This window comes from Wolbachia endosymbiont of Anopheles demeilloni, assembly GCF_018491735.2.
Taxonomy (GTDB): Bacteria; Pseudomonadota; Alphaproteobacteria; order Rickettsiales; family Anaplasmataceae; genus Wolbachia.
On record NZ_CP084694.1, the window covers coordinates 1,020,294 to 1,045,452 of the forward strand.

Genomic DNA, 25,159 nt, shown 5'->3' on the forward strand with positions numbered 1-25,159 from the left:
TGCTGTTTCTAAAAATTGGTAAGCATGTTTTTGATGAGATTGTAGAAAACATACTTTTATGACACCATTTGTTGTACGAACTAACTTGGCGAAAACAGATGTTTATATAGTTGTGTGGCAAAATGTTTTGCACTAGTTGTGCTATCTCGTTTTCCGTAATAGTTGAAAAAATTAGTAGAAAGTTGTTGTAAGTTTATGTATTTTGAGGCTGTAATGGTCAAAGGTACATGAAGTATGATCAGAGTTAAAGGTGCAAGAGAGCATAATTTGCAGGGTATTGATGTCAATATACCAAAAAATAAATTAGTTGTTATAACTGGACTAAGTGGTTCTGGTAAGTCTAGCCTCGCATTCGATACGATTTATGCAGAAGGCCAACGCCGATACGTCGAAAGTCTATCGGCTTATGCACGTCAATTTCTTAATATTCAAGATAAACCAGATGTTGAGTCAATCACAGGCCTCTCTCCTGCAATATCAATTAATCAAAAGTCGATCTCAAAAAATCCAAGATCAACTGTTGGAACCGTTACTGAAATTTACGATTATGTACGTTTGATATATGCACGAGTAGGAATACCTTATTCGCCTGTAACTGGGTTACCAATAACGAAACAGGCTGTATCTCAAATTGTAGATACTATTATAGCATTACCTTTAGAAACTAAAATATATATACTTGCTCCTATTGTGCGTGGCAGAAAAGGAGAGCACTTCAAAGAGATATTGGAAATTAAAAAGCAAGGTTACGTGAGACTAAAAATAGATGGTGAAACATACAATATAGATGACTTGCCTAAACTCGATAAAAACAAGAAACATGATATTTTTGTTATTGCAGATAGAATCTCCATATCAGATGATATAGGAAATCGACTACCAAGCAGTATAGAATCAGCATTGAGTCTGGGCCATGGCTTAATGTATGCAGAAATAGTGAACTTACCTGATAACCACAATTCCGAGTATAAAAATGGTCAAACTTTAACTTTCTCAGAGAATTTTGCATGTCCTGAGTCTGGCTTTACTCTTGAAGAAATAGAGCCAAGATTGTTTTCTTTTAACAGCCCCTACGGTGCATGCAGTTCATGCAATGGGCTAGGTAAAAAACTAAGTGTTGATGCAAAGCTAATAGTGCCAGATGAAACGCTCTCGATATCTGAAGGTGCTTTAAAGCCAATTGGATCAATATTCCGTCAAGTGCATACAAATTATGGATTGCTAAAAAATGCAATTCTATCACTGGCTGAAAATTGCAAATTTAGCCTTGATGTTCCGTGGAAGAATATAGATCAAAAAGTGAAGGATTTAATACTTTTTGGCTCTAAAGAAATGAAATTTCAAGGTTTGGTCAGTATCCTAGAACGCCAGATGGATTACGATGCATCACTTATTGATAGGTATTGTTCTGTTACTGACTGCAAAGAGTGTGCTGGCTATAGATTGAGAAAAGAAGCACTTACAGTGAAAATTGACGAAAAACATATAGGTGAAATATCAAGGCTCAGCATCGATGAATCCCTTAAGTGGTTTGGAAATTTATCAGATAAACTTACAGAACAACAAAGGCAAATTTCAAATAAAATATTAAACGAAATAATCAAAAGGCTGACATTTTTAAAGAATGTAGGGCTAAATTACCTTACACTTGACCGTGAATCTAGCACTCTCTCTGGTGGTGAAAGCCAGAGGATCAGGCTTGCTTCGCAAATTGGTTCTGGTTTAACAGGAGTGCTATACGTGCTTGACGAACCCTCAATTGGCCTTCATCAATGTGATAATGATCGATTAATTGCCACACTTAAAAATCTGAGAGACATGGGTAATACTGTGATTGTTGTTGAACATGATGAAGACACAATAATGGCTGCTGATTATGTGATTGATATTGGTCCTGGAGCTGGCGTAAATGGAGGAAAAATCGTTGCAGAAGGAACACCAGATCAGGTACAAAAAAATTCAGAGAGCATAACAGGACAGTATTTAAGTGGAAAGAAGGAAATTTCAATTTCAAAAAGAAGAAAGCAAACAACTCAGTTCATAAAGGTAGTTAACGCATGTGAGAATAACTTAAAAAATATAAATGTTGAATTTCCTATAAGGAATCTTATTTGTGTTACTGGAATATCAGGAGGAGGAAAATCAAGTTTAGTAATAGAAACACTATATAAATACTCAGCACAGAAGATAAATCATTCATCTGCAAAGCATGGTAAATGCGATAAAATAGAAGGCCTTGAGTATATAGATAAAATTATAGAAGTTGATCAATCACCAATTGGTAGGACCCCAGCATCAAATCCAGCAACATATGTTAGTATGTTTACTCACATCAGAAATTGGTTTGCAGGTCTCCCAGAGTCGAAGGCACGAGGTTACAATATAGGCCGATTTTCATTTAATACCAAGGGAGGAAGATGTGAAGCTTGTAAAGGTGATGGGCATTTAAAGATCGAGATGCATTTCCTACCGGACGTTTATGTGAAATGTGAGCAATGTAGAGGACAGAGGTATAACCGAGAAACATTGGAAGTTACTTACAAGGGAAAATCAATTTCTGATGTGCTTGATATGACAATAGATCAAGCATGTGACTTTTTTGAAAATCTTCCAATGATAAAGGAAAAGTTGATTTCTTTACAGGAAGTAGGGCTTGGTTATATAACGCTTGGACAGTCGTCAACAACGTTGTCCGGGGGTGAAGCACAACGAATAAAGCTGTCTAAGGAACTATCAAAGCGATTTACCGGGAAAACATTGTATATTCTCGATGAGCCAACAACTGGGTTACATTTTGAAGATGTAAATAATTTACTGAAAATACTCCATAGGCTAGTTGCTTTAGGAAATACTGTTATAGTTATTGAGCACAATTTACATGTTATAAAAACTGCTGATTACATAATAGATATTGGTCCAGAGGGTGGAGTAAAAGGTGGCGAAGTGGTTGCTGTAGGAACTCCAGAAAAAGTTGCACAGACTCCAAAAAGCGTTACAGGCAAGTATCTTAAAACATATTTATTGGATCAAGTATCGACTATTTCTTAATAATTAGATTATGAGGAGCATTTTAAAAGGTATACCTAACATATTTAATTCATGAATCTTCTATTATTAAAAAAAGCTACAGATCTCATATTTCCAAACGTATGCGTAAGTTGTGAACGTATAATTGATAAAAGTTATGATTTATGTAGTGAATGCAATAAAAAAATCAATTTTTTAATTAAGCATTACTGTAATGTTTGTGGTGTAGTAATTCCAGATAACATTGATACATGTGGTAGATGCATCAGTAACCCTTCACCATTTAAAGTATTAAGATCAATTTTTGCCTACGATGAACATAGCAAAAATATGATTATAAATTTTAAATTTTTTGATAACTTAAACTACATGAAAGTCTACGCAAAGTGGATGTAAAAAGCTAACAAAGACATGTTTCAAAATGCAGAGGTCATAATTTCCATACCTCTACATAAAATACGCTTATTTAAACGTAAATATAATCAAGCAGCATTGCTCGCGAAGGAATTAAGTAAGTTATCTCATTTATCTTATACACCATTTGCAATAAAACGTATTCGTCACACTGTACCTCAAGCTGGTCTTTCACTTAAAAGGCGTGAAAAAAAAATTGAGAAAGGCTTTTAAAATAAGCAACAGCGAAATTATCAAAAACAAAATCGTGATATTGGTTGATGATGTAGTAACAACTGGTGCAACTGCAAGGTCTTGCTCTCAGGAAATTTTAAACTCTGGTGCAAGAGAAGTGAGAGTGCTATCGCTTGCAAGAACTGTATGAAAATCAGCTTTAAGGTATAATTTTCATTTTTGAAAACTGTTTAGTGTCTTAGTACTAACTTCTGTATCATTTCTCTTAAAAAAATTCTAGTTATAGTGTATACTGACTCTATAATTAGAGCTCTTTTTCTAATAATTCGAATAGCTGGATATTCTTTCTGGCTCAATTTTTTATAGCAAACCAATGGTTTGATTAAAATCAGGAGAATATGTAGGCAGATATATAACTTCAGCACCGACACTTTTAACAAATTCACTTAAAAGATGGGTTGTTGAGAGATCTTCTTTTGCCTGGTTGCAAAAATGTAGGCGACTTTGGAAAAATTGCGAGCGGAAACTCAACACTAGCCTGCAAATGGTCGTTCTTGCTTTCGCTGCTTTGCTTCTGAAAAGATTATGAATAGGATCTGAGAGCCTGCAATGATGGAGATAGAGAAGCTGTAAAAAATAAAAAAGACGCGTTGATTGCAAATTTACTAGATAGCCAAACTTTCTCTAGAAAAGAACGAATTCCTAACACATGTTTTACTGGTGTTATCTACAGAATGTTAAGTACATTAGAGGGTATTCATTCCGATCCAGAGATTAAGTTTACACCACCTAGACAAATGCTCCTTACAGAAGCAGAAAATGAAGCACGTAAGTTTATGTTAGACAGGCTAAAAAATAAGAAAAACAGTAAAGAAATTCTTAGGGCTTGGCATAACGCCCAAAATAATTATGAAGATGATAAAAGTCAAAAAATAGTTGATGATTTTATTGCAGAAGTAAGCATTACTTTAATGAGAAGATTACTGAGTTTTACTTCTCAATATAGTGAACAAATTGCGCTGACATTAATGAAAAATATCAGCTCTGTAAAGTTAAATAAATTAGAGCACTTTGCGCTGTCTCAGCACATAACAAATAAACTACAGGGGGATGGTTTAGACGATCAACTCGAAAACATCAAAGGAAAAGTCTTTTTGGAGCTTTTAAACCAAAATTTACTTAGAACAGATTTTTTCTCAAGGACTCATCTTTAACTGAAGCTAAGAGAATAGCTAGCAAAATAATAAAAGAAGAAGTAAAAGAATTAAAATTGAAAGCCAAGAAGACTATTAAGGGTCAAGTGGCCAGAATGTTAGATAGTTTAAGAACGTTACCACTAGAGAAAAGGTGTTATAGGGTATACACGGAACTGAGTAAAAACAGCAGAGACGATAAAGAAGAAATAAAGAAAATTCTGCAAGAAAAGCTAGCAATAACAGAAGCAGTGATAAATAACATGTTAAAAAAAGAAGCTTCACACAGGCTAGAGATAGAGATTGAAGATATTTATAATCAAAATAAGCGCAATGTAACCACACTTTATGAAAAAATACAAGAAGTGAAGCAAAGATTCATTGAAGATGAATTTTTAATACTTCAAGAAGTAGAGAGTATAACAAGAGTAAAAATTACAATCTTAAATAAAGAAGATAAAATAATACCATCAAGCAGTTTATCTCGTAGTTTAAGTGTCAGTGATTTAACATCTCATTGCTTATAAAAACTTATGCTCTCTGCCTTGCAGAAGATTTGCAATATTTTTGTAATGCTTCAAGAAAATTAATATCGCTACAGTGAGTAGTATAAGGAATAATTCTTTTTGAAAAAAGAAAGATGCTATAACAGCTGCTGCAGTAGCAGCCAAGGAAGCAAGAGAGGAGTACCGAAAGATAAAAAATACTATTAGCCAGACAAATACAAATGCTAATGCTATAGAAATGTTAAGTGCTACTAAAACTCCCAAAGTTGTTGCAACCCCCTTTCCTCCATTGAACCTTAGCCAAATAGGAAACATATGCCCTAGAACTGCTAAAATTGCAGATACATATATATAAAAATCGTTATTATCACAAAATTGTTGTGCTGTATAAACCGCGACAAATCCTTTCAAAGAGTCTAAAAATAATGCGAGGACAGCAAGTCTCTTATTTCCTGTTCTTGCAACATTTGTAGCACCAATGTTTCCTGAACCTACTTCTCTTAAATTTATACCATTTATTTTTGCAATAATTAAGCTAAACGGTATTGAACCTAATATGTAAGATAATACAAAGACTACAAATATCTCTATCATAGCAGAAATCTAGCTAATTTTATTATTCCTTAGCCTTTTTAGATAACATTGGACTTCATTGTTAATCTGATTGCTAAACAGTATAAGTGCTGTCATATTGATGAGTGCTAAACAAGAGAATAAAGCCCCACCAATATTAGCAATAGCCATTATATCTTTAGACAAACCTGACAAAAATGCAATTACCACCACCGCTATACGATATATTACTACACTTTTTACACCAAACAAATACAGCCATCCCATTTCACAACAATATACAAATGAAATTACTGAGGAAAACGCAAACAAAGGCGCAGCGATGGTTAAAAGTATAGGAAACCAAGAAGAAACTGTTTCAAATGCTTTTTGGGTGATCAATATTCCCTCGCCAATGCCGTTCTGGTATGCACCAGTTATTACTATTGTTATTCCTGTCAAGCAACAAATTAACATTGTATCAAAGCATGGTTCTATCATCGCAACCAGCCCAGTTCTAACTGGCTCCTCATCTTTAGCTACCGCGTGAGTGATTGCAGCAGAACCAACACCTGCTTCACTGGCAAAAATTGCTCTTTGAATTCCAGCAACAAATGCTCCTACTACTCCTCCACCAACAGCATTGAAGTCTATCATACTTGAAAACAATATTTTTAATGTATTGCTAAAATTGTGAATATTGAATGCAATAATCGTGAAACAACTCAAAATATATATGAGTGACATAATAGGCACCAGCGCAGAAGAGACTTTAGCTATTCTCCTGATTCCACCGATAATCACTAGAGCAAGTAATGTAGAAATTATGAAGGAAAGAACCCAAGGATGACTATCTATCCAGTTTGAATAGCCAGATAATATTGAAACCATTTGATTAGTCTGAAATGCTACACTTCCACCAAGACCTGACAATACAAAAAACACTGCATATATTGCAGCTATCACAATACCAAGCTTCTTAAATCCAAATTCCTCTAATCCATTTCTTATATATTGAAAGGGACCACTGAATAACTGCTCCTGGCCTTCTGTTCTGTGTCTGAATGCTAAAGTTACTTCAGCAAACTTTGCAGACATACCAAAAAAACCTGTAATCATCATCCAAGGTACCGCTCCTGGCCCTCCCATTGAAATTGCGATTGCAACACCAGCAACAGTTCCAAGGCCTACTGTGCTTGATAGCGCGGTTACAAATGCCTGAAAATGCGTAATGTGACCATCATGATGATCTGTGTCATATTTTCCACATAAAATAGCGAACGCATGCTTAAACATCCTTATGTTGAGAAATCTAAAACGTAGTGTTAGAAATATATAACCAAAGGCCAATAAAAGAATTATAAATGGTACGTGAAAGATCTTGAAAAACAACACTTCATTCATGAAGTTGCTTACTCCATTTAATGCAGTGTCATAACTTTTATGAAAAACTGAAGCAGCGTATACATCATAAAATGGTAAGCAAAATAACACTATATAAAGCATTCTATAAATCATGTTTAATACCTTTTGTAATAAGAATCTATTGTATTTAAGACTTCCCTTCTCAGTAGATATATCGCAACAGCATTTGGGATCATAAGGCACATAAACAGACTATCACCTAAATAAGATATAAATTCTATATTTTTTGATATACAGCTGATATACACTGAACCCACTATAAAAAACTGAAACAATATCAGTACTTTTTTGTTACCAAATAAGTACACTAGGGCAACTTCACAGTAGTAATAGTAAGCTATTATTGTGGAAAATACAAAGGAAAACATTATCAGTGGAAGAGCTAGCTTGCTCAATAAAGGCAAGGCTGTTGAAAATGCTGAGCTAACTAACGTAATATCACCTACGGTATTAGTGCTATGCATATCGGTGATAATTATCACAATACCAGTCAAAAATGAGACTAATATTGTGTCTACAAATGGTGCAATTATTGCAACACTTCCAACTTTAACTGGGTCTTTCTCTTTTACAATCGAATGTGCTATAGCTGCTGTTCCAGTACCTGCTTCATTAGCAAACACTGACCTTCTTACCCCTGCTATTAATCCACTCAATACTCCACCTCCTATAGCTGATTTGTTAAAGATATCTTGAAATATTATAGATAAAGCATTCAGTAGATTATTTCCGTTTACACAGATTAAATATATACACATGCATATATATAACATTATCATTATCGGCCCTAAACCTGTTGCAACTAAAGCAATTCGCTTTATTCCTCCCAGTATTACAATTAATACAAATAGCGAGATAATAACAGATGTGTTGTATTCAAATAAGTTACTTGACAACGCTGCAATTTGATTTGCTTGAAATGGTATGCCGCCTAGAATCATTGCAACAAGCAGCATAACTGCGTAGATAAATGCAAGGAATTTGCCAGTCTTCATAAATCCAATCTTTGCAAGTCCATGTTCCATATAATAAAAAGCCCCACCAATTGTGTTTTCAGAGCGATGAGTAAATGCAAGCACTACTTCAGCAAATTTTATTGACATGCCAAGTACCCCGGTAATTATCATCCAAAAAACTGCACTTGGCCCCCCTATTGTAATAGCTATTGCAACTCCTGATATTGTTCCAAGACCAACTGTTCCTGAAATTACCGTTGCAAATGCCTGAATGTGGGTGATTATGCCGTTATTATTATGGCTCTCTAGGTTGAATAGTGTTTGTATCCCATATTTGAACAACCTAAAGTTAATGAATTTGAATCGAATCGTACAAAAAACCCCAGTTGCAATTACCCAAATAATTATAAATGGTATGTTGAATATCTTTATATATAAAAAAGAGTTTAATAGATCAGTTACTTTTATAATCATGCTGCTCACTATTTTTTATATAGCTGGCTAGTTTTATATGCGTAATGTATATAAAGTCCGGTACTTATTGGAATAGTCAAGATATAAACTGCACCTAAAATTGGTAGCGTTATCCAGGGCTTACTTATAAAAAATATGATCAATATTCCAAAAAATGACACAAATATATAGGATAAACTTTTAGGGACATAAATGTATTTTGCAGAGAAAGTTGGAATATGACTTATCGAAAAAAATGAGATGGTCAAAAAGTAACAAGCTGTATTCTTTACGTTAAAAAATTGCTCTATAAGAAGTAGATATTCACTTTCATGAGATTGAAAGGTAATAATTATTGGTAACAGAGCGAGTAAAGCACATACAGGAGCTGGAACACCAGAAAAGAAAATTTTTTTCCAGTATAATTGCTCTGAGTGTAGCGAAACATTGAATCTTGCAAGTCTTATTGATATGCAGATTACATATATCATTACTAAGATCCATCCTACAACTTTAATTTCATTTAACTTCCAAAAATATAAAAGAAAAGCAGGTGCTGAACCAAAATTTAGAAAATCTGCAAAAGAATCGAGTTGTGCTCCAAAATCGCTGGTTGATTTTAAAATTCTGGCTATCCTGCCGTCCATTCCATCTATTATTGCTGCAATGATAATAAAAATTGCTGAAAATTCCCATTGTTCATTAAATGTGAATTTAAGTGAAGTAAGGCCAGCACATAAACCTAATAAAGTTATAAAGTTTGGGAATAACTTGGTAATAGGTAAAAATTTACTGTTACTTTCATCGTTATTCATATAACATCAAAAGTAAGCTTTTCTTGTTTATTAAAATCTGCTATAACTGTTTCACCGCCAATAACAGTTTGCCCTTCTGAAACTCTTACTTCTATGCCAATGGGAATATAAATATTTACTCTGCTACCAAATCTTATAATTCCAAATCGTTCACCTGCTTTTACACTCTGAGATGTCCTTAAATTACAAACAATACGGCGTGCAATAAATCCAGCTATTTGCTCTACAATGATTTCTTTTCCCTTCTCATATTCAATCGCAATAACCTGCTTTTCATTCTCATTACTAGACCTATTGCTTATTGCAGAAACAAACTTGCCTTTTTTATAACTCATTTCCTTTATTGTACCAGATATTGGTATACGATTAACGTGGACATTCAAAACACTTAGAAATATGCTAACAAGCGTAAACTTCTTTTCTTCTTCATTCTCTTCTGATAAAGAGTAACTAACTTCTTCTATCTTTGAAATTACACCATCAGCAGGACTTAATATAAAGTCCTTATTGTTTGGTACAGCTCTTGCTGGATCACGAAAAAAATAGGTACATAATAACGTTGGAAATAAGCAAGTAATTCCAGCTCCCCAAGATATAGAGAATGCTATACATGTTACGATAAAGGAAACAACTATAAATAAATAACCTTCTCTGTTTATGTTAGGTAAACCAAAGCACATAATTTATTCTCGATAATTCATTATTAACAATTTATCATTTATAATTTCTCATGAAAAGCTTTTTTTCACTTCTTCACTTTTGGAATGCTTATATAAGCATTGATGGGTATTAAATCTTTAATAAAAATTAAAGATTTTTAGCTGTTGTCAATATTATTTTAATAAAAAATTAACAATAATTATTAATAATGTATGAATTATTATGTTCGTAATTTCGTATGACAGGGGAAATAGAAAAAGATGAATCTCCTTCCTTGTACTCTGCAATTCGGATAGGTGATATTGAAGCTACAGAGCTGCTAATAAAGTTTGGTGCAAATGTCAATGATAATTATGAACGTAATCGTACACCACTACATATTGCTATCGGGTATAAGCAGTTTGAAATAGCGAAATTGCTGATAAATAACGGAGCAAACGTTAACGCAAAAACTGGAAATCATGGCAAAGATGACTTAACACCAATGCACCTTGCAATTTTTGCAAACACGCCAGAGTTTATAGAATTGCTAGCTAGCAATGGTGCGTCAATTGATGAAAGAGAAAGCACTGAAGGACATACACCTTTTCACCTTGCTACTTTATATGGAAATAAAAGTGTAATACAAGCATTAGTTGACAAGGAACAGAATATTGAAGATATTGATAATAATGGTCGTACAGCTTTATTTTTAGCTATTAGGCAATGCACTGAAGCAAAGGATGATAGCAGAGTAGAAGTTATCGAGTATTTGATAAATAAACTCAAAGCAGACATAACGAAAAAAGATAATAATAACAACACAATACTTTTTCCTGCTGCTAATAATTGTCCTGAAAAAGTAGTGGAACTCATCATTAAACAATATATAGAAAGCTTTGGTAAAGATCGGTTGAAGAATTTTATCAACCACAAAAATAAAGCTGGAATGGATGCCTTGGATATTGCACTCAATAGTGGAAATGAAAAGGCCATTGAAGTACTTAGCTCATATGGAGCAGATATCGAGAATAAAGTAACTCCCAAGATTACTGTAGAAAAACCAAATAGTACCTTAGATGGAGCGGAAAGTATAGAAGTGGTATCACCAATCAAACAAAAATAAAAGCAGCTCTAAATTCCTTGCTTTATTTACATTCTTTCTATAGCATGACATATTAATGTTAGAATAGGGTGTGTGTTATGTTTGCAGGTCAAAATAATAATCAACAGCAAAATAGAAATAGAGTACAGGCTTTAATAGAAAGAGTGCAAAATGCTTACAACAACATTAATAAGATTAAAAGATTCATTAATATAGTTTTATTAGTAAGTATGATTCCTTCATTTTTTCTTCTTTTACGGCTCTCTTTGTATTTATCATTAGTAAATTATTTTTTCAAACCAAGGGAAAATGAAAAAAGATTATCAGCGTGGCCAAAAAATGTTATTAGAATAACATTAAGCATTTTTTTAATTATACACATTATTAATTCCTGTGTGCTTTTGGTACTGCCTATATTGTGCTTATGGTTGCTAAACAAATCACTCATTGAAGAAATACAGCAGTTTAACGATTTAATACAACAAATTCCAGAGGAAGAAAGGCCTATTTTCTTTCAAGATTTAGCAGCCATTCCTTTTATGGCACAAACTACTCATGACCCAAGTGCAGTTGCTAGTATAAACTTGAGTGTTGATAGACTCATAGAAAAGTATAAAGAGAATTTAAGCAAAGATGAATTCTATGTACAGCTAAATAGAGGCAACACAACCGACATTGAAGAGTACATCAAACAGTCAAATGAATTTACAGAAGGCGATAAATCTCATGCACTTGAATGCTTAAGATTTATCAATAGAACAGGAGATAATTTTAAAGACAATCATAGTAAGTTAACACTAAAGCAAGCAGCTATTTTATGTTGGAAAGCCTGCAATGATAGAAATACAGGAACAGAGAATCAAAGAACTCCTTTGAATGATGAAGACATAAAAAACAGAAAAGATATGTTTTTAAAAGGTCTTGTAGACGCTGCAACAACTTACGGTAATCAAGGTCAAAGTTGTGCAGGTGGAACATACAATAAATTATTTGAGTCTTTATATGGCTTACATCCATTAGTGGTTATTACTCTCGATGGAGAAGAGGCTAGAGCAATGATAAAAGAAACGATCACACAAAAATTCCCTGAAATGGCCAGAGCCAATTTTACCAATTTCTCTGGAACAGAACAAGAAAGTATCCGTAGCGAGTTACCAGAGTTATCATCTGAAACAGTAAGGTATATTATGACTACGCATTCAGCTCTTGAGAGAAGGTGTCAAGAGTTCAGCAATAGATTAAACAATGATAAAAAGAATGAAATATTAGAAGAGTGTATGAGCAACTTATCCTGTGTTGAGCTAGAAAGTCTAATTGAAAGAAGAAGGTAAATTGTATTTGATTGTAGCCATTTATCTTGAAATATGAAGCAGAGTTTTGTATGATTATTTGAACTTAAGTTTATGTATTGAAATAACATGTAAAACCACTTCGTGTAGGTGATATGTTATATTTTATCTATATGTCAAGGATCCTTCTCTCAACTTAAAGATGTTGCTAATCAGCACATACAAATGTAATATTAATTAATATTTATAAATAAAGCAATTCCATGGAAAGTAACTACAACGCTGGCGCAATAAAAATCCTAAGAGGTCTTGATGCTGTGAGAAAGCGTCCTGGTATGTATATTGGTGACACTGATGATGGATCAGGCTTGCACCATATGGTGTATGAGGTTGTTGACAATGCGATAGATGAGTCTTTGGCTGGGTATTGCAGTAAGATTGAAGTTAGCATAAATGAAGATGGTTCAGTTTCTGTAACCGACAACGGTCGTGGCATTCCAACAGACATTCACCCAGAGGAAGGGATATCAGCAGCAGAAGTGATAATGACCCAATTACATGCAGGAGGTAAATTTGACAGCAATACCTATAAGGTTTCTGGAGGATTACATGGTGTTGGAATTTCAGTTGTTAATGCGTTATCTAGTTGGCTGGAATTAACCATCTGGCGCAATAAAAAAGAACATTTTATGCGCTTTGAAGATGGTGAGTCTATTGAATCTTTAAAGATAATTAATGAAAACACAAATAAAAGAGGAACTAAAGTAACGTTTATGCCATCAACGGGGACTTTTAGTAGTATTGATTTTAGTTACTCCACTCTTGAGAGTCGCATCAGAGAATTGGCATTTTTAAACTCAAATATTGAGATCATTTTGTGTGATCTCCGTAATAAACCACATGTAAAGTCTCATTTTAACGATAGTAAAGAGTCTGAAGATAATTTTGGTACAGCTAATTTTGTACAGTACTTAGACAAGAATAAGACACATGTTACTAAAATTGCCAGCATTAGAGATAATGTAAAAGATCTAGGTACCAGTGTAGAAATATCAATGGAGTGGAATGATTCCTACTATGAGAATATGCTATGCTTCACAAATAATATAAGACAACGGGATGGTGGTACTCATTTGGCGGGGTTTAGATCTGCACTAACCAGATGTATAAATAACTATGCAAACAATGAAGGTTTTTTGAAGAAGGCAAAAGTGAATTTGACTGGAGAAGATGTTAGAGAAGGCTTAACTTGTGTTTTATCTCTCAAGATGCCTGATCCTAAATTTTCTTCACAGACAAAAGATAAATTGGTCAGTTCTGAAGCGCGGGCAGTTGTAGAGAGCATAGTTTTTGACAAATTGAGTACAATACTTGAAACTGACCCCAAGTTAGCAGCAAGTATAGTAGAAAGAGCGATTAGGTCAGCAAAAGGAAGAGAAGCCGCAAGAAAAGCACGAGAGTTAGTTAAAAATAAAAACAATATTAATATTGCAACTCTACCTGGAAAGCTTGCCGATTGTCAGGAAAAAGTTCCTGAGTTATCGGAATTGTTTATAGTAGAGGGTAATTCCGCAGGTGGTACTGCAAAGCAGGGACGTAATCGTAAAACACAGGCGGTACTTGCTTTAAGAGGGAAAATTCTAAACGTAGAACGTGCAGGGCTGGATCGTATTTTTTCATCTGCAGAAATTGGCTCTCTGATCACGGCAATTGGAGCTGGAATAGGGAGTGAGCACTTCGATATTGAAAAAACTAGGTATCATAAAATTATCATTATGACAGACGCAGATGTTGATGGCTCGCATATAAGAACTTTGATTCTAACTTTCTTTTTTAGACATATGCGTGAAGTAATTGAAAAAGGATATTTATACATAGCGCAGCCACCGCTCTATAAAGTTACAAAAAATGCTAAAGATACTTATATCAAAGATGATGAAACTTTTGAAGAGTATATAGTAAATTCAGCGATTAAAAAATTAACATTAAATGGTGTAGGCAAAGATTTGCGTTTCGTTTTGAATAAGTGCCTCAGTATTTCAAACATTAGCAAAAATTATGATAGGGAAATACCAAAAGATCTCTTAGAATCATTGCTAATTTTAAGCAAAAAGAATGCTCTATTGTCTGCTGATGAGATATTAAAATATTTAAAATTGATGTATAGTGAATATAATTGGGAAGTAGAAGTAAAAGATGAGAAAATTCACATTGCTAAATTGTTTCAAGGGTTAGCAGATAAATATGTATTCTCGCTTAGTATGCTTGAAAGTAAAGAAATACGGAATATATTGAGTTCTCTTGATAACATAATTTACTTATTTAATGGTGATTCATTTTTACAGTCGCAAGAAACTGAAATAAAAATAAAGTCTCCAAGTGCACTCGCAAAAATAGTAATGGATTATGGTAAAAAAGGTTTAACTCTGCAGAGATTTAAAGGCCTTGGTGAAATGAATGCTGATCAGCTTTGGGAAACTACACTCAATCCAGAAACTAGAACTCTGCTAAAAATTGAAATAAAAGATTGTGAGGAAGCAGATAGCATATTCTCGGTGCTAATGGGTGATATAGTTGAACCACGTCGTGACTTTATAAATAACAATGCACTTAACGTGCATGATGTTGATATTTGATTTTAGAAACGCTAAACCCTTATGGCTTAGCATTGTGTGCCAAATCGGCTATTTAAAACGTACTACTAACCAATCCATTTCAGAAATTTGAATTGATCTCGGTTGTATTCCCGTTTTCGATCATAAATATATAGATTTTCTGTCCTATTGTTGTTATAATTAATCCCTCGCTAAAATTGAATATTAATGAATGAATTGAGAAGGCTCACTATTACAGAGATGCATGATGGACTAAGGCGGGGGGATTTTTCTGCTGTTGAGCTTGTAGAGACGCATGTTAATGCAGTTGAAAATGAGCAACTGAATGCATTTGTAACAAAAACCCCAGAAATCGCGATAAAAGCTGCTAAAATAGCAGATGAATACTTTTTAAAACAAAAAGATAATATTTCATCACTTATGGGCATACCAGTTGGTTTTAAAGATTTATTCTGTACACAAGGAATAAAAACAACAGCATGCTCAAAAATGCTGGAAAATTTCATCCCGACTTATGAATCTACGGTATCTAATATGCTTTTAAAAAGTGGAGCATCCATGCTTGGTAAACTTAACATGGATGAATTTGCTATGGGCTCTGCGAACACAAATAGCTATTTTGGTCCTGTTAAAAATGTATGGATTAGAAAAAGTGACGGAGAAAAAGTTGTTCCTGGTGGATCATCTGGTGGATCTGCAGCATCAGTTGCTGGGTTTTTATGTGCTGGAGCACTAGGAAGTGATACTGGTGGTTCTGTACGCCAACCAGCAGCTTATTGTGGAGTTGTTGGAATAAAGCCAACTTATGGAAGGTGTTCGCGTTTTGGTATGATTGCGTTTGCAAGTTCTTTCGATCAAGCAGGAGTAATTACTCGTTCCGTTTCTGATTCAGCGTTAATGCTGGAAACAATTTGTGGCTATGATGAAAAAGATTCAACATCGAGCGAAAGACCAGTGCCTAAATTCTCTAATCTTATAAATGGTGATATCAAGGGTAAGCGCATTGGTATACCAAAAGAATATAGAATGGATGGAATTTCAGAAGAAATCGTTCATCATTGGGAAAAAGTTTCTTCCAATTTTAAAAAAAATGGTGCTGAAGTTGTTGACATTACTCTGCCTCATACTAAATATGCGATACCGGTTTACTATCTAATTTGTTCTGCTGAAACTTCATCTAACCTTGCTCGCTATGATGGTGTACGTTACGGATTCAGGGTTGATGCTGACACCCTTGAAGAAATGTATTCGCTAACAAGAGCAGAAGGTTTTGGTAAAGAAGTGAAAAGGAGAATTTTAATTGGTGATTATGCGCTTTCTTCAGGTCATTACAATGAGTATTATGAAAAAGCACAGTGCATTAGGGCATTAATTAGAAATGATTTTATAAAAGCGTTTGAAAAAATAGATTACATACTTGTGCCATCTGCTCCAACAGAAGCTTTTGGCTTAAATGAAAAGCCAGACCCGCTAATTATGTGCATCAATGATGTGTTTACCGTGCCGGCAAGCTTAGCGGGGTTACCTGCTATTTCTGTTCCTGTTGGACTTTCCAATGAAGGCTTACCACTTGCTTTGCAAGTAATTGGAAATTATTACGATGAAGCTGGAATATTAAATATGGCAAGTGTGATAGAGCAAAATTGTGGCAGAATAGTTAATTCCCTTACGTAATATGTTTTCTTATAGTAACTATAGCATTATGATTATTTTGGCTATAGGAAACAAGAGCTTGATTTTTATAGCTAAATAACAGACCATCAAAGGCACACATAAATATCTACAATGAAAGAAAAAACTTTCACAATCATTGATGGTTATGGTTTTCTTTTCAGGGCTTACTATGTCTTACATCATTTAACTACCACAGCTGGTATTCCAGTAGGTGCTGTGTACGGTTTTCTTAATATAGTTCTGAAGTATATTTCCCATTCGGACTACTTAACTATAGCACTTGATTCTGGCAAAAAAAATTTCAGGCACAGTTTATATTCTGAGTACAAAGCAAACAGAGTAACACCTCCTGAGGATCTAATTCCACAATTTACAATACTGAGAGAAGCGGTAGAAGCTTTTAACTTTAGCTATGAAGAGATTGAATGCTATGAAGCAGATGACATAATTGCAACACTAGCTGCAAAATATGCCAACCACGAAGACTTTAAAGTAGTAGTAGTCTCATCAGATAAAGACTTATTTCAACTTTTGAATTACAACATTCTAATATTTGATCCTATCAAAAATATATACGTAGATGAAAAACAAGTGATAGAAAAATTTGGTGTAAATTCAAATAAGCTTCTTGATTTATTTTCTCTAACTGGAGATGCATCTGATAACATTCCAGGCGTTCCAGGAATAGGGCCAAAGACTGCAGCTAAATTACTAGATGAATTTGATTCATTGGATAAAATTATAGAAAACATCAATAACATTGAGAAAACAAGAGTTCGTAATATTCTTACTGAGCATAAGGAAAAAGCACTAATTTCAAGAGAACTTTTGTCACTATACAAAAAAGTAGATCTTAAACATGATATTGTAAAATATGAAGTCCATCCTCCAAATATGGAAAAATTGTTATCCTTTTTGAAGAAATATGAATTTAATTCATTGATAGGAAAAGTAGAAAAGCTCTTTTCTTATAGTGGATCTAGCACAAAAGAGAAAATAGAATATAGTAGTGAAGAATTAGAAAAATTTTTGGAGCATTGCAGATATGAAGGTAAAATTGCAATTCATTGCCACTTTGAAAACAATAGATTGAACAAAATCTCCTTATCTTGTAGTGAGGATAATATTTTCTACATAGATCAAAGCTGCCTACAAGATGCACTTACTATAATAAATTCAACTTTATTTTCAAATGGGGTGCTTAAAATAGTACATGATATTAGAAAGATCAGAGAAATATTTCCTACAATAGAGAGAGTGCTAGACTCAATTAATGACCTGATGATCATGTCATACAGCCTTGACACAGGTAAGCATGATCACAGCATTCCAAACATAATTGCACACAATTTAAGTAAAAATGTAGAAACTTTCTCGGCAAAAATTTTAATAGCGATCCATGAGAAACTGACACAAAGATTATTTCAGGAAAAACTTTTTACGATTTACGAGCGCTTTGATAGACCTCTCATGAAAGTAATATTTGATATGGAGCAAAATGGAATACTGCTCAATATTCAAAAACTACAGGAGTTGTCTGATAAGTTTGAGCAGCTAATTGCTGTACTTGAAAACGATATACATAATTTAGCAGGAGAAAAATTCAACATTGCATCGCCAAAACAATTAAGTGATGTTTTGTTTAATAAAATGAAGCTAAGTAAAAAGAAAAAGTCAAAATCTGGGTCTTATAGCACAAACTCTGAAGTTTTAGAGGCACTTGAAGAGGAGGGGATAGAAATCGCAGGTAAAATTTTAAGTTGGCGACATTCAAGTAAATTAAAGGGTACCTATACTGACGCGTTAATAAAACAGGTTGATCCGCTTGATGGTAGGATACATACAAGCTTTTCAATCACTGTGACTGCAACTGGAAGGCTGAGCTCTAGCAATCCTAATTTACAAAATATTCCTATCAGAAGCGAAGAAGGTAGTCTTATCAGGCAAGCGTTTATTGTGCCAAAAGGGTGCAAGATAATTTCTGCCGACTATTCGCAAATAGAATTAAGACTCCTGGCACATGTGGCGGATGTTGAGGCATTTAAAGAAGCTTTTGCAAATAGGGAAGATATTCATGATATTACCGCAAGACAAGTTTTTGGAGTTCGAGAAATAGGTGAGCAATTAAGACGCAAAGCAAAAACCATTAATTTTGGAATTATATATGGAATTAGTTCATTTGGCCTTGCAAAGCGACTTGGAATTACCTTTCAAGAGGCTGCTGAATACATTAATTATTATTTTTCTTGTTACCCAGAAATAAAGGTCTATATGGAAAAAGCAGTATCTATTGCTAGACAGCATGGTTATGTAGAAACTTTGTTTGGCAGAAGATGTTTTGTAAGAGACATAAATAATAAAATTCCTTATCTAAGACAATTTGCAGAAAGGGCAGCAATCAATGCACCGCTGCAAGGAACCGCCGCTGATATAATAAGACGTGCAATGATTCAGCTTTTTGATCAATTGAAAACAGGTAAAATAATCCTCCAAGTCCACGATGAGCTACTAGTTGAAGTAGAGGACGACAAGGTACAAGAAACAGCAAAACTTATGAAAGACGTAATGGAAAATGCGATAGAAATCTCTATACCACTTGAAGTAGAAATAAAAATTAGCGACAACTGGGGTTTCCTTAATTATACCGTAGACCCTAAGAACCTGTCTTAAAAGGACTTAATTAACAAGCATAGTCATATTAAAGAGTTCTTGAAGTAAGGAGAGCACGCTCATACGTCAAGCAAACAACGTTTGGGAATAATCTAAGATTCTGTGATATCAGCAGCTTTCTTGACAATAACATCCCGCTTTCAGTAAATAGTGATTTTGTAATTTTCCTATATATTAGAAAAATTTTTATTTTAATTAGTGTTAAACCATAGGCGCCTATTGATTTTTAGCTAAAGTAAAGGTCAAATATCTGGAATTCTGGACATAAAATCCCCCTGTGTGAAAAAAATTAGAAAAAAGTGCAGCGCACATACGACAGAAATTAAGCACACTTACATGCTCTGAAGAAGATACGCTACGCTTTTTGATTAAAAATTTGACTAAAAAGTCTGCAGAAAAAGATAGATTTTGAGCTCTTAAAATATCTCTAACTGTAATTAGAATCAGATTTAAAATATATGGAAGCAATTTTTTACGTTCCCTTATCACTTATATCATTTGTTACTCTTCTATTTTTTGCTTTATTCTTTTCTTTTTTCCCTTTCAAGATAGGTTCTAAGAAATTTGAACTAATGTGAAAAATATGCTATAATTAAAACATAGGTTAGTACAAGTAGGTCATTATGACGGTTCCAAAAGCAAAAAATAAGCCTTTAGAGTCGTCTACTCAGGTGACCGAGCAAAATGAGATACTCTTCAAGAAGGAACATAAGGAAATTTACGATTACTTTGTAAAAGTATTAGAAGTTAAAGCCGAATTAAAGGAGAACAAAGGAATAACTGATTATTTTATATCAGCTTATAAGGACATATTACTTAATAATGTCAATCCAAAAGATATAAAATCACTCAGTGAGGAGAATTTTTGTCAGTTTTTACTTTCTGTATTTAAAGAAGTTAGAGAGAAAAAATTAGCGAACAAAGAGAATGTCAAGAATGTTGAAATAAAGAAATTAGTAGATGATTGTGTAGCTGATATACGTGGTACAGAAGCTAAGGATTCACTAATAAAACTTGTTGGGTTACTATTGGGAATAAAAATAGATCCTAAAAATATTTCTGGCTCCTTTATGGATGGAGTGAAAGAAAAAATACCATTTTTAGGTGGAGATAAAAAAGAAGAGGATGAACCACTACTTAGTGATCAAGAGATGGTAACAAAGTGCTTACGTAAGATTTTTCTGCCTATTCTTTTTTCCATTGCTTCAATATTAATTTTTGGTCCTACTACACTTGCGATAGTTGCTGCTGTTATTGGTACAATATTTGCTGTAAAGGGAGGAGTTGAGGTTCTTTTTTCAAATAACAAAAAAGGTACTTTATATGATCCTAGTTCACCAGATAAAGATGATACAGAAAAGAGAGCAAAATTGAATGAAAAAATTTACAAGGGTATTGATGATATTTTAAAAACCCCAATTGAAAGCTCTCTTGAAACAATTGCTGACGGGAGTAAAAAACAACCTACTCCGGAACAAGCTCCTCAGGTAGGAAATAAAGGGGGTGAGCAGCTTACTATGCTTGATGGAAAAATTACTATAGATCAGCCAGCCAAAAGCACAGAAAAGACAGCAGTCAAGTAAGACCTATTTGCCAAAGGTGAATTGTGTAATAGGTCTTTTATTGTTTTATAACACATACAACGGGAGTATGATCAGATGGGTTTTCTAGTTTACGCAACCTATCATCTATGTAACATATTTCCAATTTATCTTCAGCTTGTGGCGATAATAGCATATAATCTATTCGCATTCCTTGATTGTTTCTGAGTGAATTGCCTTGATAATTCCACCAAGTGAATTGGTGCAAATTTGGGTGAGATATTCTAAACGCGTCTTTAAACCCAAGATTCAAGATTGTTCTTAACTTCTCACGCTCTTTTATATGAAAGCATACTTGGCCATTTAATAAATTTGAATCAAAAACATCAATTTCATCCAGTGCAACATTATAATCGCCAGCTATAATAGTTAACTCTTCATTTTTCAACAAAGTGCCCATCCTTTCATATAGGTTATCAAAAAACTTGAGTTTATACTCAAACGTATGAGAGTCTGGGCTTTGACCGTTTGGAACGTATACACTTCCTACCCTTACCTTATTATTGGTGTGTTTTATCACACACTCTATATAACGTGCTTCTTGATGATTTTCCACAATATCAATTTTAAACTTCTCCAGTATTGGATATTTAGATAAAACACAAACGCCATTTCTTGCAACCTGTCCATAGATAGCATATTCATATTCTAATTCTTCTATTTCTGCATAAGGAAATTGCTCTTCCGTACATTTTATCTCTTGCAGCAAAACTATATCTATCTGACTATCAACTATAAAACTACAAAGTAGGTTAATTCTTTTACGTATGGAGTTTACATTCCAAGTTGCAATCTTTAGCATCAACAATCCTTATTAATTATATCAATTAAACTCTCCCCTGTAGGCAACCTCGATGTTATAATTTTTTTCCACTTGATTAACTTTAAACTATCAGCAATGTTTTTACTCATGGTATATGCAACTGTATTATTCATCACAGGAGATAGCCCACTTTTTAGAACTAATGAACAAAATACCCTTGCAGTTTGTGAGGAAAAAAAAGCAACGCTATCAATTTTAGCGTCCAATAGTAAATTTTTACACCTATTAGTTAAACTCTTTTTAGTAATTGTTTTATAGAGTACAACTTCTCTTACGTTAAAATCTTCTTCAGATAATCTCTTTTTTAGGTCACATGATACTTCTTGTCCCCTTATATATAAGAACTTTATTGCATTTGAATAATGAGATTTTATGAATGATATCAGACCATCAACGTTGCTGTCTGCTGAGATTATATCGGAAAATCCCAAATTTTTTGCAGCCTGCATAGTTGAATTACCAACCGTAATAATTGGAAAGCCATCCTCTTTACATATTTGACTGAAAGCCTTTACACTGTTTTTACTTGTAGATATCACAACGTCAAATTCATACGTAGATATATCAGGATTTAAGTACTTTATTGTGAATACTGGTTCTATAAAAACTTTGTATCCATATTTTTTTAGCGTGCTTCTTGTGCTCAACGAATCTAATAAAGGCCTTGTCAATAAAATAGACTTCATTCTGGTTTATTTCACTAGCAGTAAAATAATATCCCTTATACACAAATTATTGAATAAAAACTTTCATTTTTTAAGTTTCTTGCGTAACCTATGAAAAAGGCAAGAGAAACTCAATAGTTGGCCTAGTAATGAAAAATTGATCATAAACAAGCGAATGTTTTTGATCAAATGAAAAAAAGATGTTAATCACTGAGTAACATCTTTTTTAAGAAGATAGATAGTTTTATTTACTCTATATCTTCATTTTTGGAGCTTGATGCTCTACATCGACTTCAGCAGTTACTGTTGAAGAAGGTCTCACCAATGTGTCCAAAGAACCTGTCTTTCTTAAGTCAGCTTGGGTTTTTAACTTGCCATTTTTCTCAGTGAACATAGCATGTTGCGGAGAAGAACTTGGTGAATTGAACCCACTATCAGAATTACGACGGTAACTGGCAAAGCTAGAAGTTGTAGCAGTACTGTCAGTGCTTAAAGAACCCATTGAATTGCTTCTTGGCGGTTTCTCCGGAGCAACATAAAAACGGCTATTTCCTATCTCCGCAGATTGTGTCTGATCCAACTCAGAATCTTGATATCTTATATAAGTAGCTTCCTCTGGCTTTTTGCCACCTTTTAGTGATGATGACAACTTGCTCCAAAGTGAAGTAGGTGCTTTTACTTCCTTATGCTCACTAGGATTTAATAATTCTGCTTCGCTGCTAACAGTACTTATAGAACTCGTTGAACTACTACCTGATAAGCTATTTTCCAGTGAATTCATAGAACTTGCTTTATGTCTCTTGGCTGACTTATTAAGACTTTCTAAAGTATTAAAACGAGTATGCTCTTCCTTGCATTCTCTAATAACTTCCTTGATCTCATCATGATGTTCGGAGAAAGTACTATCGATCAGATAAGTATCTTTAGGTAATGACCTTTGTGTTAACAAGCTGTGCAAACTTTCTTTACTTAAACCACTAATAAATTTTCCTTAGCAAAAATTTCTGTCAAATCCTTCCTTATTTCGTCAGACTTTCCAACCTGTTTTGGAGTAAACCTTTTTAGTTTATCTGAATAGTCTTCCTTACCAGATGCCTTATGGAGTTTATTTGCCATTCCTTCACCTACAAAGTTAGCACCTCTCTTCAGTGAATCTGCTGAATACTCATAACCATCTTTAATTTTTCCGCCAATATGCTTCGCTCCTTCAACTGTTTTTTCTGCTGACCATTTGAGCCCTTTATATCCAGATTGAACTTCTTTTACAGCAACTTTCGCAGCGTAAAATAGAGTAAGACCAACTATAGCACTTGGTATAGCAAGTGTTGCACCAACTGCCAAAAGTGGTAGCAATGCTGCAAATAATCCACTTGCTGTACCTACTACAAGGGCCTGATCTCCTTGCTTCATTTTGGAGAATTCTGTATCTCCTTTTAACAAGTCAGTAATTCTTTCCTTTAGTTTTTTAGAATCATGAACAATATCTGCATTTAATGAATCTTGCATAATTGTACTAACACCCAAATTATCTTGTTGAGCTTCAACAGGACGTGAGTTAGATTTTATTTCACTAGGTGACATTTTTAACCTCACTATTAATTAAACATACTAATATTGTATATACATGATTCTTAAGTTAGGGTTAATTCACTAACAATGTCCACTTGCTTTCAAATGATTTTGCTTGATGTGTTTTTTTGAAAGCACAGAAAATTAGTGATTGTTGCAATATAATATCTCGTTTGGATTAGCTATAGTTGAAGCAAAAACTCATAATCCTAAAGGGGTAGATTTTTCCGTAGTCTTAGCAGGAACTGTGTTTGGATCTGATAGTTCTGTTCTGACATATTTGCCTTCTTTATTGTATAAATCAATCACTTGCTCTTCAGTTTGAACTTCCACTGTATTAGCCTCTTTTTGACCTGTTGAAGATGATGCATCAACCCCTGTACCTTTAGTAACTTTTTGTCTTAGTTGTGTGTTTTCTTCTTGTAATTGTTTTAAATTTTTCTTTAACTCATCAATCTCTTTTGTTTTTTGTTTTAATTGTTCAGATATCATTAGTTTGTCCCTAGCTAAACTTTTATTTTCCTTTCCTAATTTACTAATTCTTTTGCTTGAGGTTTTATCTGCAGATTGTGTACCTTGATCCTTCTGTTCCATGCTTGTTCCTCTACTTTCATATTCAACTTCAGTTTGAGTTGATGTAGCTACTTCCGTAGTTACTTCACTGAGCTCATCTGCAAATGATCTTCCAGGTTCAAGTTGTCTAATTTTCCTCTCTAAATCTTCGTTTTTTCTCTGTAATGCATTGAATTCTTGAGACAATTGTTTTATCTCTTTAGCCAATGTATTGTTTTTCTCTTTCTCTTCCGTCAATTCTTCTACCAACTGCTTTTTATGATTATCCTTTAAACCTTCTCCAAATATCTTCTTTGGATTACTTTCCAAATTTGCATTCTTTTTTTCTAGTGCACTTAACTTAGCTTCACTTTGCTCTAATTTTTCCTGCTGCTCTTCATTTATCCTATTTATTTCATTTTCTTTATTTTTCAACTGATCA

15 protein-coding genes and 4 pseudogenes are annotated in these 25,159 nt (G+C 33.8%); 10 read left to right on the top strand and 9 right to left on the bottom strand.

From position 1 onward, the window contains the following. The first annotated feature begins 234 nt into the window (after nt 1–234). From uvrA to JSQ73_RS06950, 4 genes and pseudogenes are all read left to right on the top strand, one after another. A complete protein-coding gene (gene uvrA / locus JSQ73_RS05460) occupies nt 235–3,048 on the top strand; it encodes an excinuclease ABC subunit UvrA (RefSeq protein ID WP_214250203.1) in 2,814 nt (937 codons plus the stop codon). 51 nt (nt 3,049–3,099) lie between these two features. After that, a pseudogene (locus JSQ73_RS06795) lies at nt 3,100–3,805 on the top strand (ComF family protein). A gap of 258 nt (nt 3,806–4,063) precedes the next feature. Beyond that, nucleotides 4,064–4,204 (top strand): annotated as a pseudogene (locus tag JSQ73_RS05485) (IS5/IS1182 family transposase); the annotation flags it as partial. A 7-nt stretch (nt 4,205–4,211) separates the two neighbouring features. Further along, a pseudogene (locus tag JSQ73_RS06950) lies at nt 4,212–5,335 on the top strand (hypothetical protein); the annotation flags it as partial. Here the strand turns inward: JSQ73_RS06950 and plsY are convergent. Genes plsY through JSQ73_RS05520 form a run of 5 tightly spaced genes read right to left on the bottom strand, consistent with a single transcriptional unit; the run spans nt 5,330 to nt 10,195 of the window. Beyond that, complete coding sequence (gene plsY / locus JSQ73_RS05500; protein ID WP_410543636.1) at nt 5,330–5,908, bottom strand: glycerol-3-phosphate 1-O-acyltransferase PlsY; 579 nt, start codon at nt 5,906–5,908, stop codon at nt 5,330–5,332. The pseudogene JSQ73_RS06950 and the gene plsY overlap by 6 nt on opposite strands. Nucleotides 5,909–5,917: 9 nt before the next feature. Next, nucleotides 5,918–7,384, bottom strand: coding sequence for an alanine/glycine:cation symporter family protein (locus JSQ73_RS05505; RefSeq protein ID WP_214249980.1), 1,467 nt, complete (start codon nt 7,382–7,384; stop codon nt 5,918–5,920). A 2-nt stretch (nt 7,385–7,386) separates the two neighbouring features. Next, on the bottom strand, nt 7,387–8,721 hold the full coding sequence (locus JSQ73_RS05510) for an alanine/glycine:cation symporter family protein (RefSeq protein WP_214249981.1): 1,335 nt from the start codon (nt 8,719–8,721) through the stop codon (nt 7,387–7,389). A gap of 8 nt (nt 8,722–8,729) precedes the next feature. Next, complete coding sequence (locus tag JSQ73_RS05515) at nt 8,730–9,515, bottom strand: CDP-alcohol phosphatidyltransferase family protein (RefSeq protein ID WP_214249982.1); 786 nt, start codon at nt 9,513–9,515, stop codon at nt 8,730–8,732. Further along, nucleotides 9,512–10,195 carry a phosphatidylserine decarboxylase gene (locus JSQ73_RS05520; RefSeq protein WP_063631019.1) on the bottom strand — a complete coding sequence of 228 codons (684 nt, stop codon included), beginning with the start codon at nt 10,193–10,195 and terminating at the stop codon, nt 9,512–9,514. The genes JSQ73_RS05515 and JSQ73_RS05520 overlap by 4 nt, the downstream gene beginning before the upstream one ends. A gap of 218 nt (nt 10,196–10,413) precedes the next feature. Here JSQ73_RS05520 and JSQ73_RS05525 point away from each other — a divergent pair, with 218 nt between their 5' ends. The 6 genes from JSQ73_RS05525 to JSQ73_RS05550 all read left to right on the top strand — a co-directional run bounded on the left by JSQ73_RS05525 (nt 10,414) and on the right by JSQ73_RS05550 (nt 21,090). Continuing rightward, complete coding sequence (locus tag JSQ73_RS05525; RefSeq protein WP_214249983.1) at nt 10,414–11,280, top strand: ankyrin repeat domain-containing protein; 867 nt, start codon at nt 10,414–10,416, stop codon at nt 11,278–11,280. 77 nt (nt 11,281–11,357) lie between these two features. Continuing rightward, nucleotides 11,358–12,590 (top strand): hypothetical protein, encoded by a 1,233-nt coding sequence (locus tag JSQ73_RS05530; protein WP_214249984.1) that lies wholly within the window; start codon nt 11,358–11,360, stop codon nt 12,588–12,590. Between the two features lie 221 nt (nt 12,591–12,811). Further along, the gene (gene gyrB, locus JSQ73_RS05535) at nt 12,812–15,184 is read left to right on the top strand and encodes a DNA topoisomerase (ATP-hydrolyzing) subunit B (RefSeq protein ID WP_214249985.1); all 2,373 of its coding nucleotides are present in this window, start codon (nt 12,812–12,814) and stop codon (nt 15,182–15,184) included. 186 nt (nt 15,185–15,370) lie between these two features. Continuing rightward, nucleotides 15,371–16,837, top strand: coding sequence for an Asp-tRNA(Asn)/Glu-tRNA(Gln) amidotransferase subunit GatA (gatA, locus tag JSQ73_RS05540; protein ID WP_214249986.1), 1,467 nt, complete (start codon nt 15,371–15,373; stop codon nt 16,835–16,837). 111 nt (nt 16,838–16,948) lie between these two features. Then, nucleotides 16,949–19,507 carry a DNA polymerase I gene (gene polA / locus JSQ73_RS05545; RefSeq protein ID WP_214249987.1) on the top strand — a complete coding sequence of 853 codons (2,559 nt, stop codon included), beginning with the start codon at nt 16,949–16,951 and terminating at the stop codon, nt 19,505–19,507. 623 nt (nt 19,508–20,130) lie between these two features. Continuing rightward, nucleotides 20,131–21,090 carry a hypothetical protein gene (locus JSQ73_RS05550; protein ID WP_214249988.1) on the top strand — a complete coding sequence of 320 codons (960 nt, stop codon included), beginning with the start codon at nt 20,131–20,133 and terminating at the stop codon, nt 21,088–21,090. 37 nt (nt 21,091–21,127) lie between these two features. Here JSQ73_RS05550 and JSQ73_RS05555 read toward each other — a convergent pair whose 3' ends face one another. From JSQ73_RS05555 to JSQ73_RS06850, 4 genes and pseudogenes are all read right to left on the bottom strand, one after another. Then, nucleotides 21,128–21,910, bottom strand: coding sequence for an exodeoxyribonuclease III (locus tag JSQ73_RS05555; RefSeq protein WP_214249989.1), 783 nt, complete (start codon nt 21,908–21,910; stop codon nt 21,128–21,130). Continuing rightward, nucleotides 21,910–22,617 (bottom strand): uroporphyrinogen-III synthase, encoded by a 708-nt coding sequence (locus JSQ73_RS05560; RefSeq protein WP_214249990.1) that lies wholly within the window; start codon nt 22,615–22,617, stop codon nt 21,910–21,912. The genes JSQ73_RS05555 and JSQ73_RS05560 overlap by 1 nt, the downstream gene beginning before the upstream one ends. A 232-nt stretch (nt 22,618–22,849) precedes the next feature. Then, nucleotides 22,850–24,177: pseudogene (locus JSQ73_RS06845) on the bottom strand (actin-bundling T4SS effector WalE1 family protein). A gap of 189 nt (nt 24,178–24,366) precedes the next feature. Further along, entirely contained in the window at nt 24,367–25,152 is a 786-nt protein-coding gene (locus JSQ73_RS06850) for a V-type ATP synthase subunit I domain-containing protein (RefSeq protein WP_410543637.1), read from the bottom strand. Between the last annotated feature and the right edge of the window lie 7 nt (nt 25,153–25,159).

Coding starts and splice junctions, on each gene's coding strand:
- uvrA (WP_214250203.1), top strand. CDS start 235: ATGATCAGAGTTAAAGGTGCAAGAGAGCATAATTTGCAGGGTATTGAT.
- plsY (WP_410543636.1), bottom strand. CDS start 5,908: ATGATAGAGATATTTGTAGTCTTTGTATTATCTTACATATTAGGTTCA.
- JSQ73_RS05505 (WP_214249980.1), bottom strand. CDS start 7,384: ATGATTTATAGAATGCTTTATATAGTGTTATTTTGCTTACCATTTTAT.
- JSQ73_RS05510 (WP_214249981.1), bottom strand. CDS start 8,721: ATGATTATAAAAGTAACTGATCTATTAAACTCTTTTTTATATATAAAG.
- JSQ73_RS05515 (WP_214249982.1), bottom strand. CDS start 9,515: ATGAATAACGATGAAAGTAACAGTAAATTTTTACCTATTACCAAGTTA.
- JSQ73_RS05520 (WP_063631019.1), bottom strand. CDS start 10,195: ATGTGCTTTGGTTTACCTAACATAAACAGAGAAGGTTATTTATTTATA.
- JSQ73_RS05525 (WP_214249983.1), top strand. CDS start 10,414: ATGACAGGGGAAATAGAAAAAGATGAATCTCCTTCCTTGTACTCTGCA.
- JSQ73_RS05530 (WP_214249984.1), top strand. CDS start 11,358: ATGTTTGCAGGTCAAAATAATAATCAACAGCAAAATAGAAATAGAGTA.
- gyrB (WP_214249985.1), top strand. CDS start 12,812: ATGGAAAGTAACTACAACGCTGGCGCAATAAAAATCCTAAGAGGTCTT.
- gatA (WP_214249986.1), top strand. CDS start 15,371: ATGAATGAATTGAGAAGGCTCACTATTACAGAGATGCATGATGGACTA.
- polA (WP_214249987.1), top strand. CDS start 16,949: ATGAAAGAAAAAACTTTCACAATCATTGATGGTTATGGTTTTCTTTTC.
- JSQ73_RS05550 (WP_214249988.1), top strand. CDS start 20,131: ATGACGGTTCCAAAAGCAAAAAATAAGCCTTTAGAGTCGTCTACTCAG.
- JSQ73_RS05555 (WP_214249989.1), bottom strand. CDS start 21,910: ATGCTAAAGATTGCAACTTGGAATGTAAACTCCATACGTAAAAGAATT.
- JSQ73_RS05560 (WP_214249990.1), bottom strand. CDS start 22,617: ATGAAGTCTATTTTATTGACAAGGCCTTTATTAGATTCGTTGAGCACA.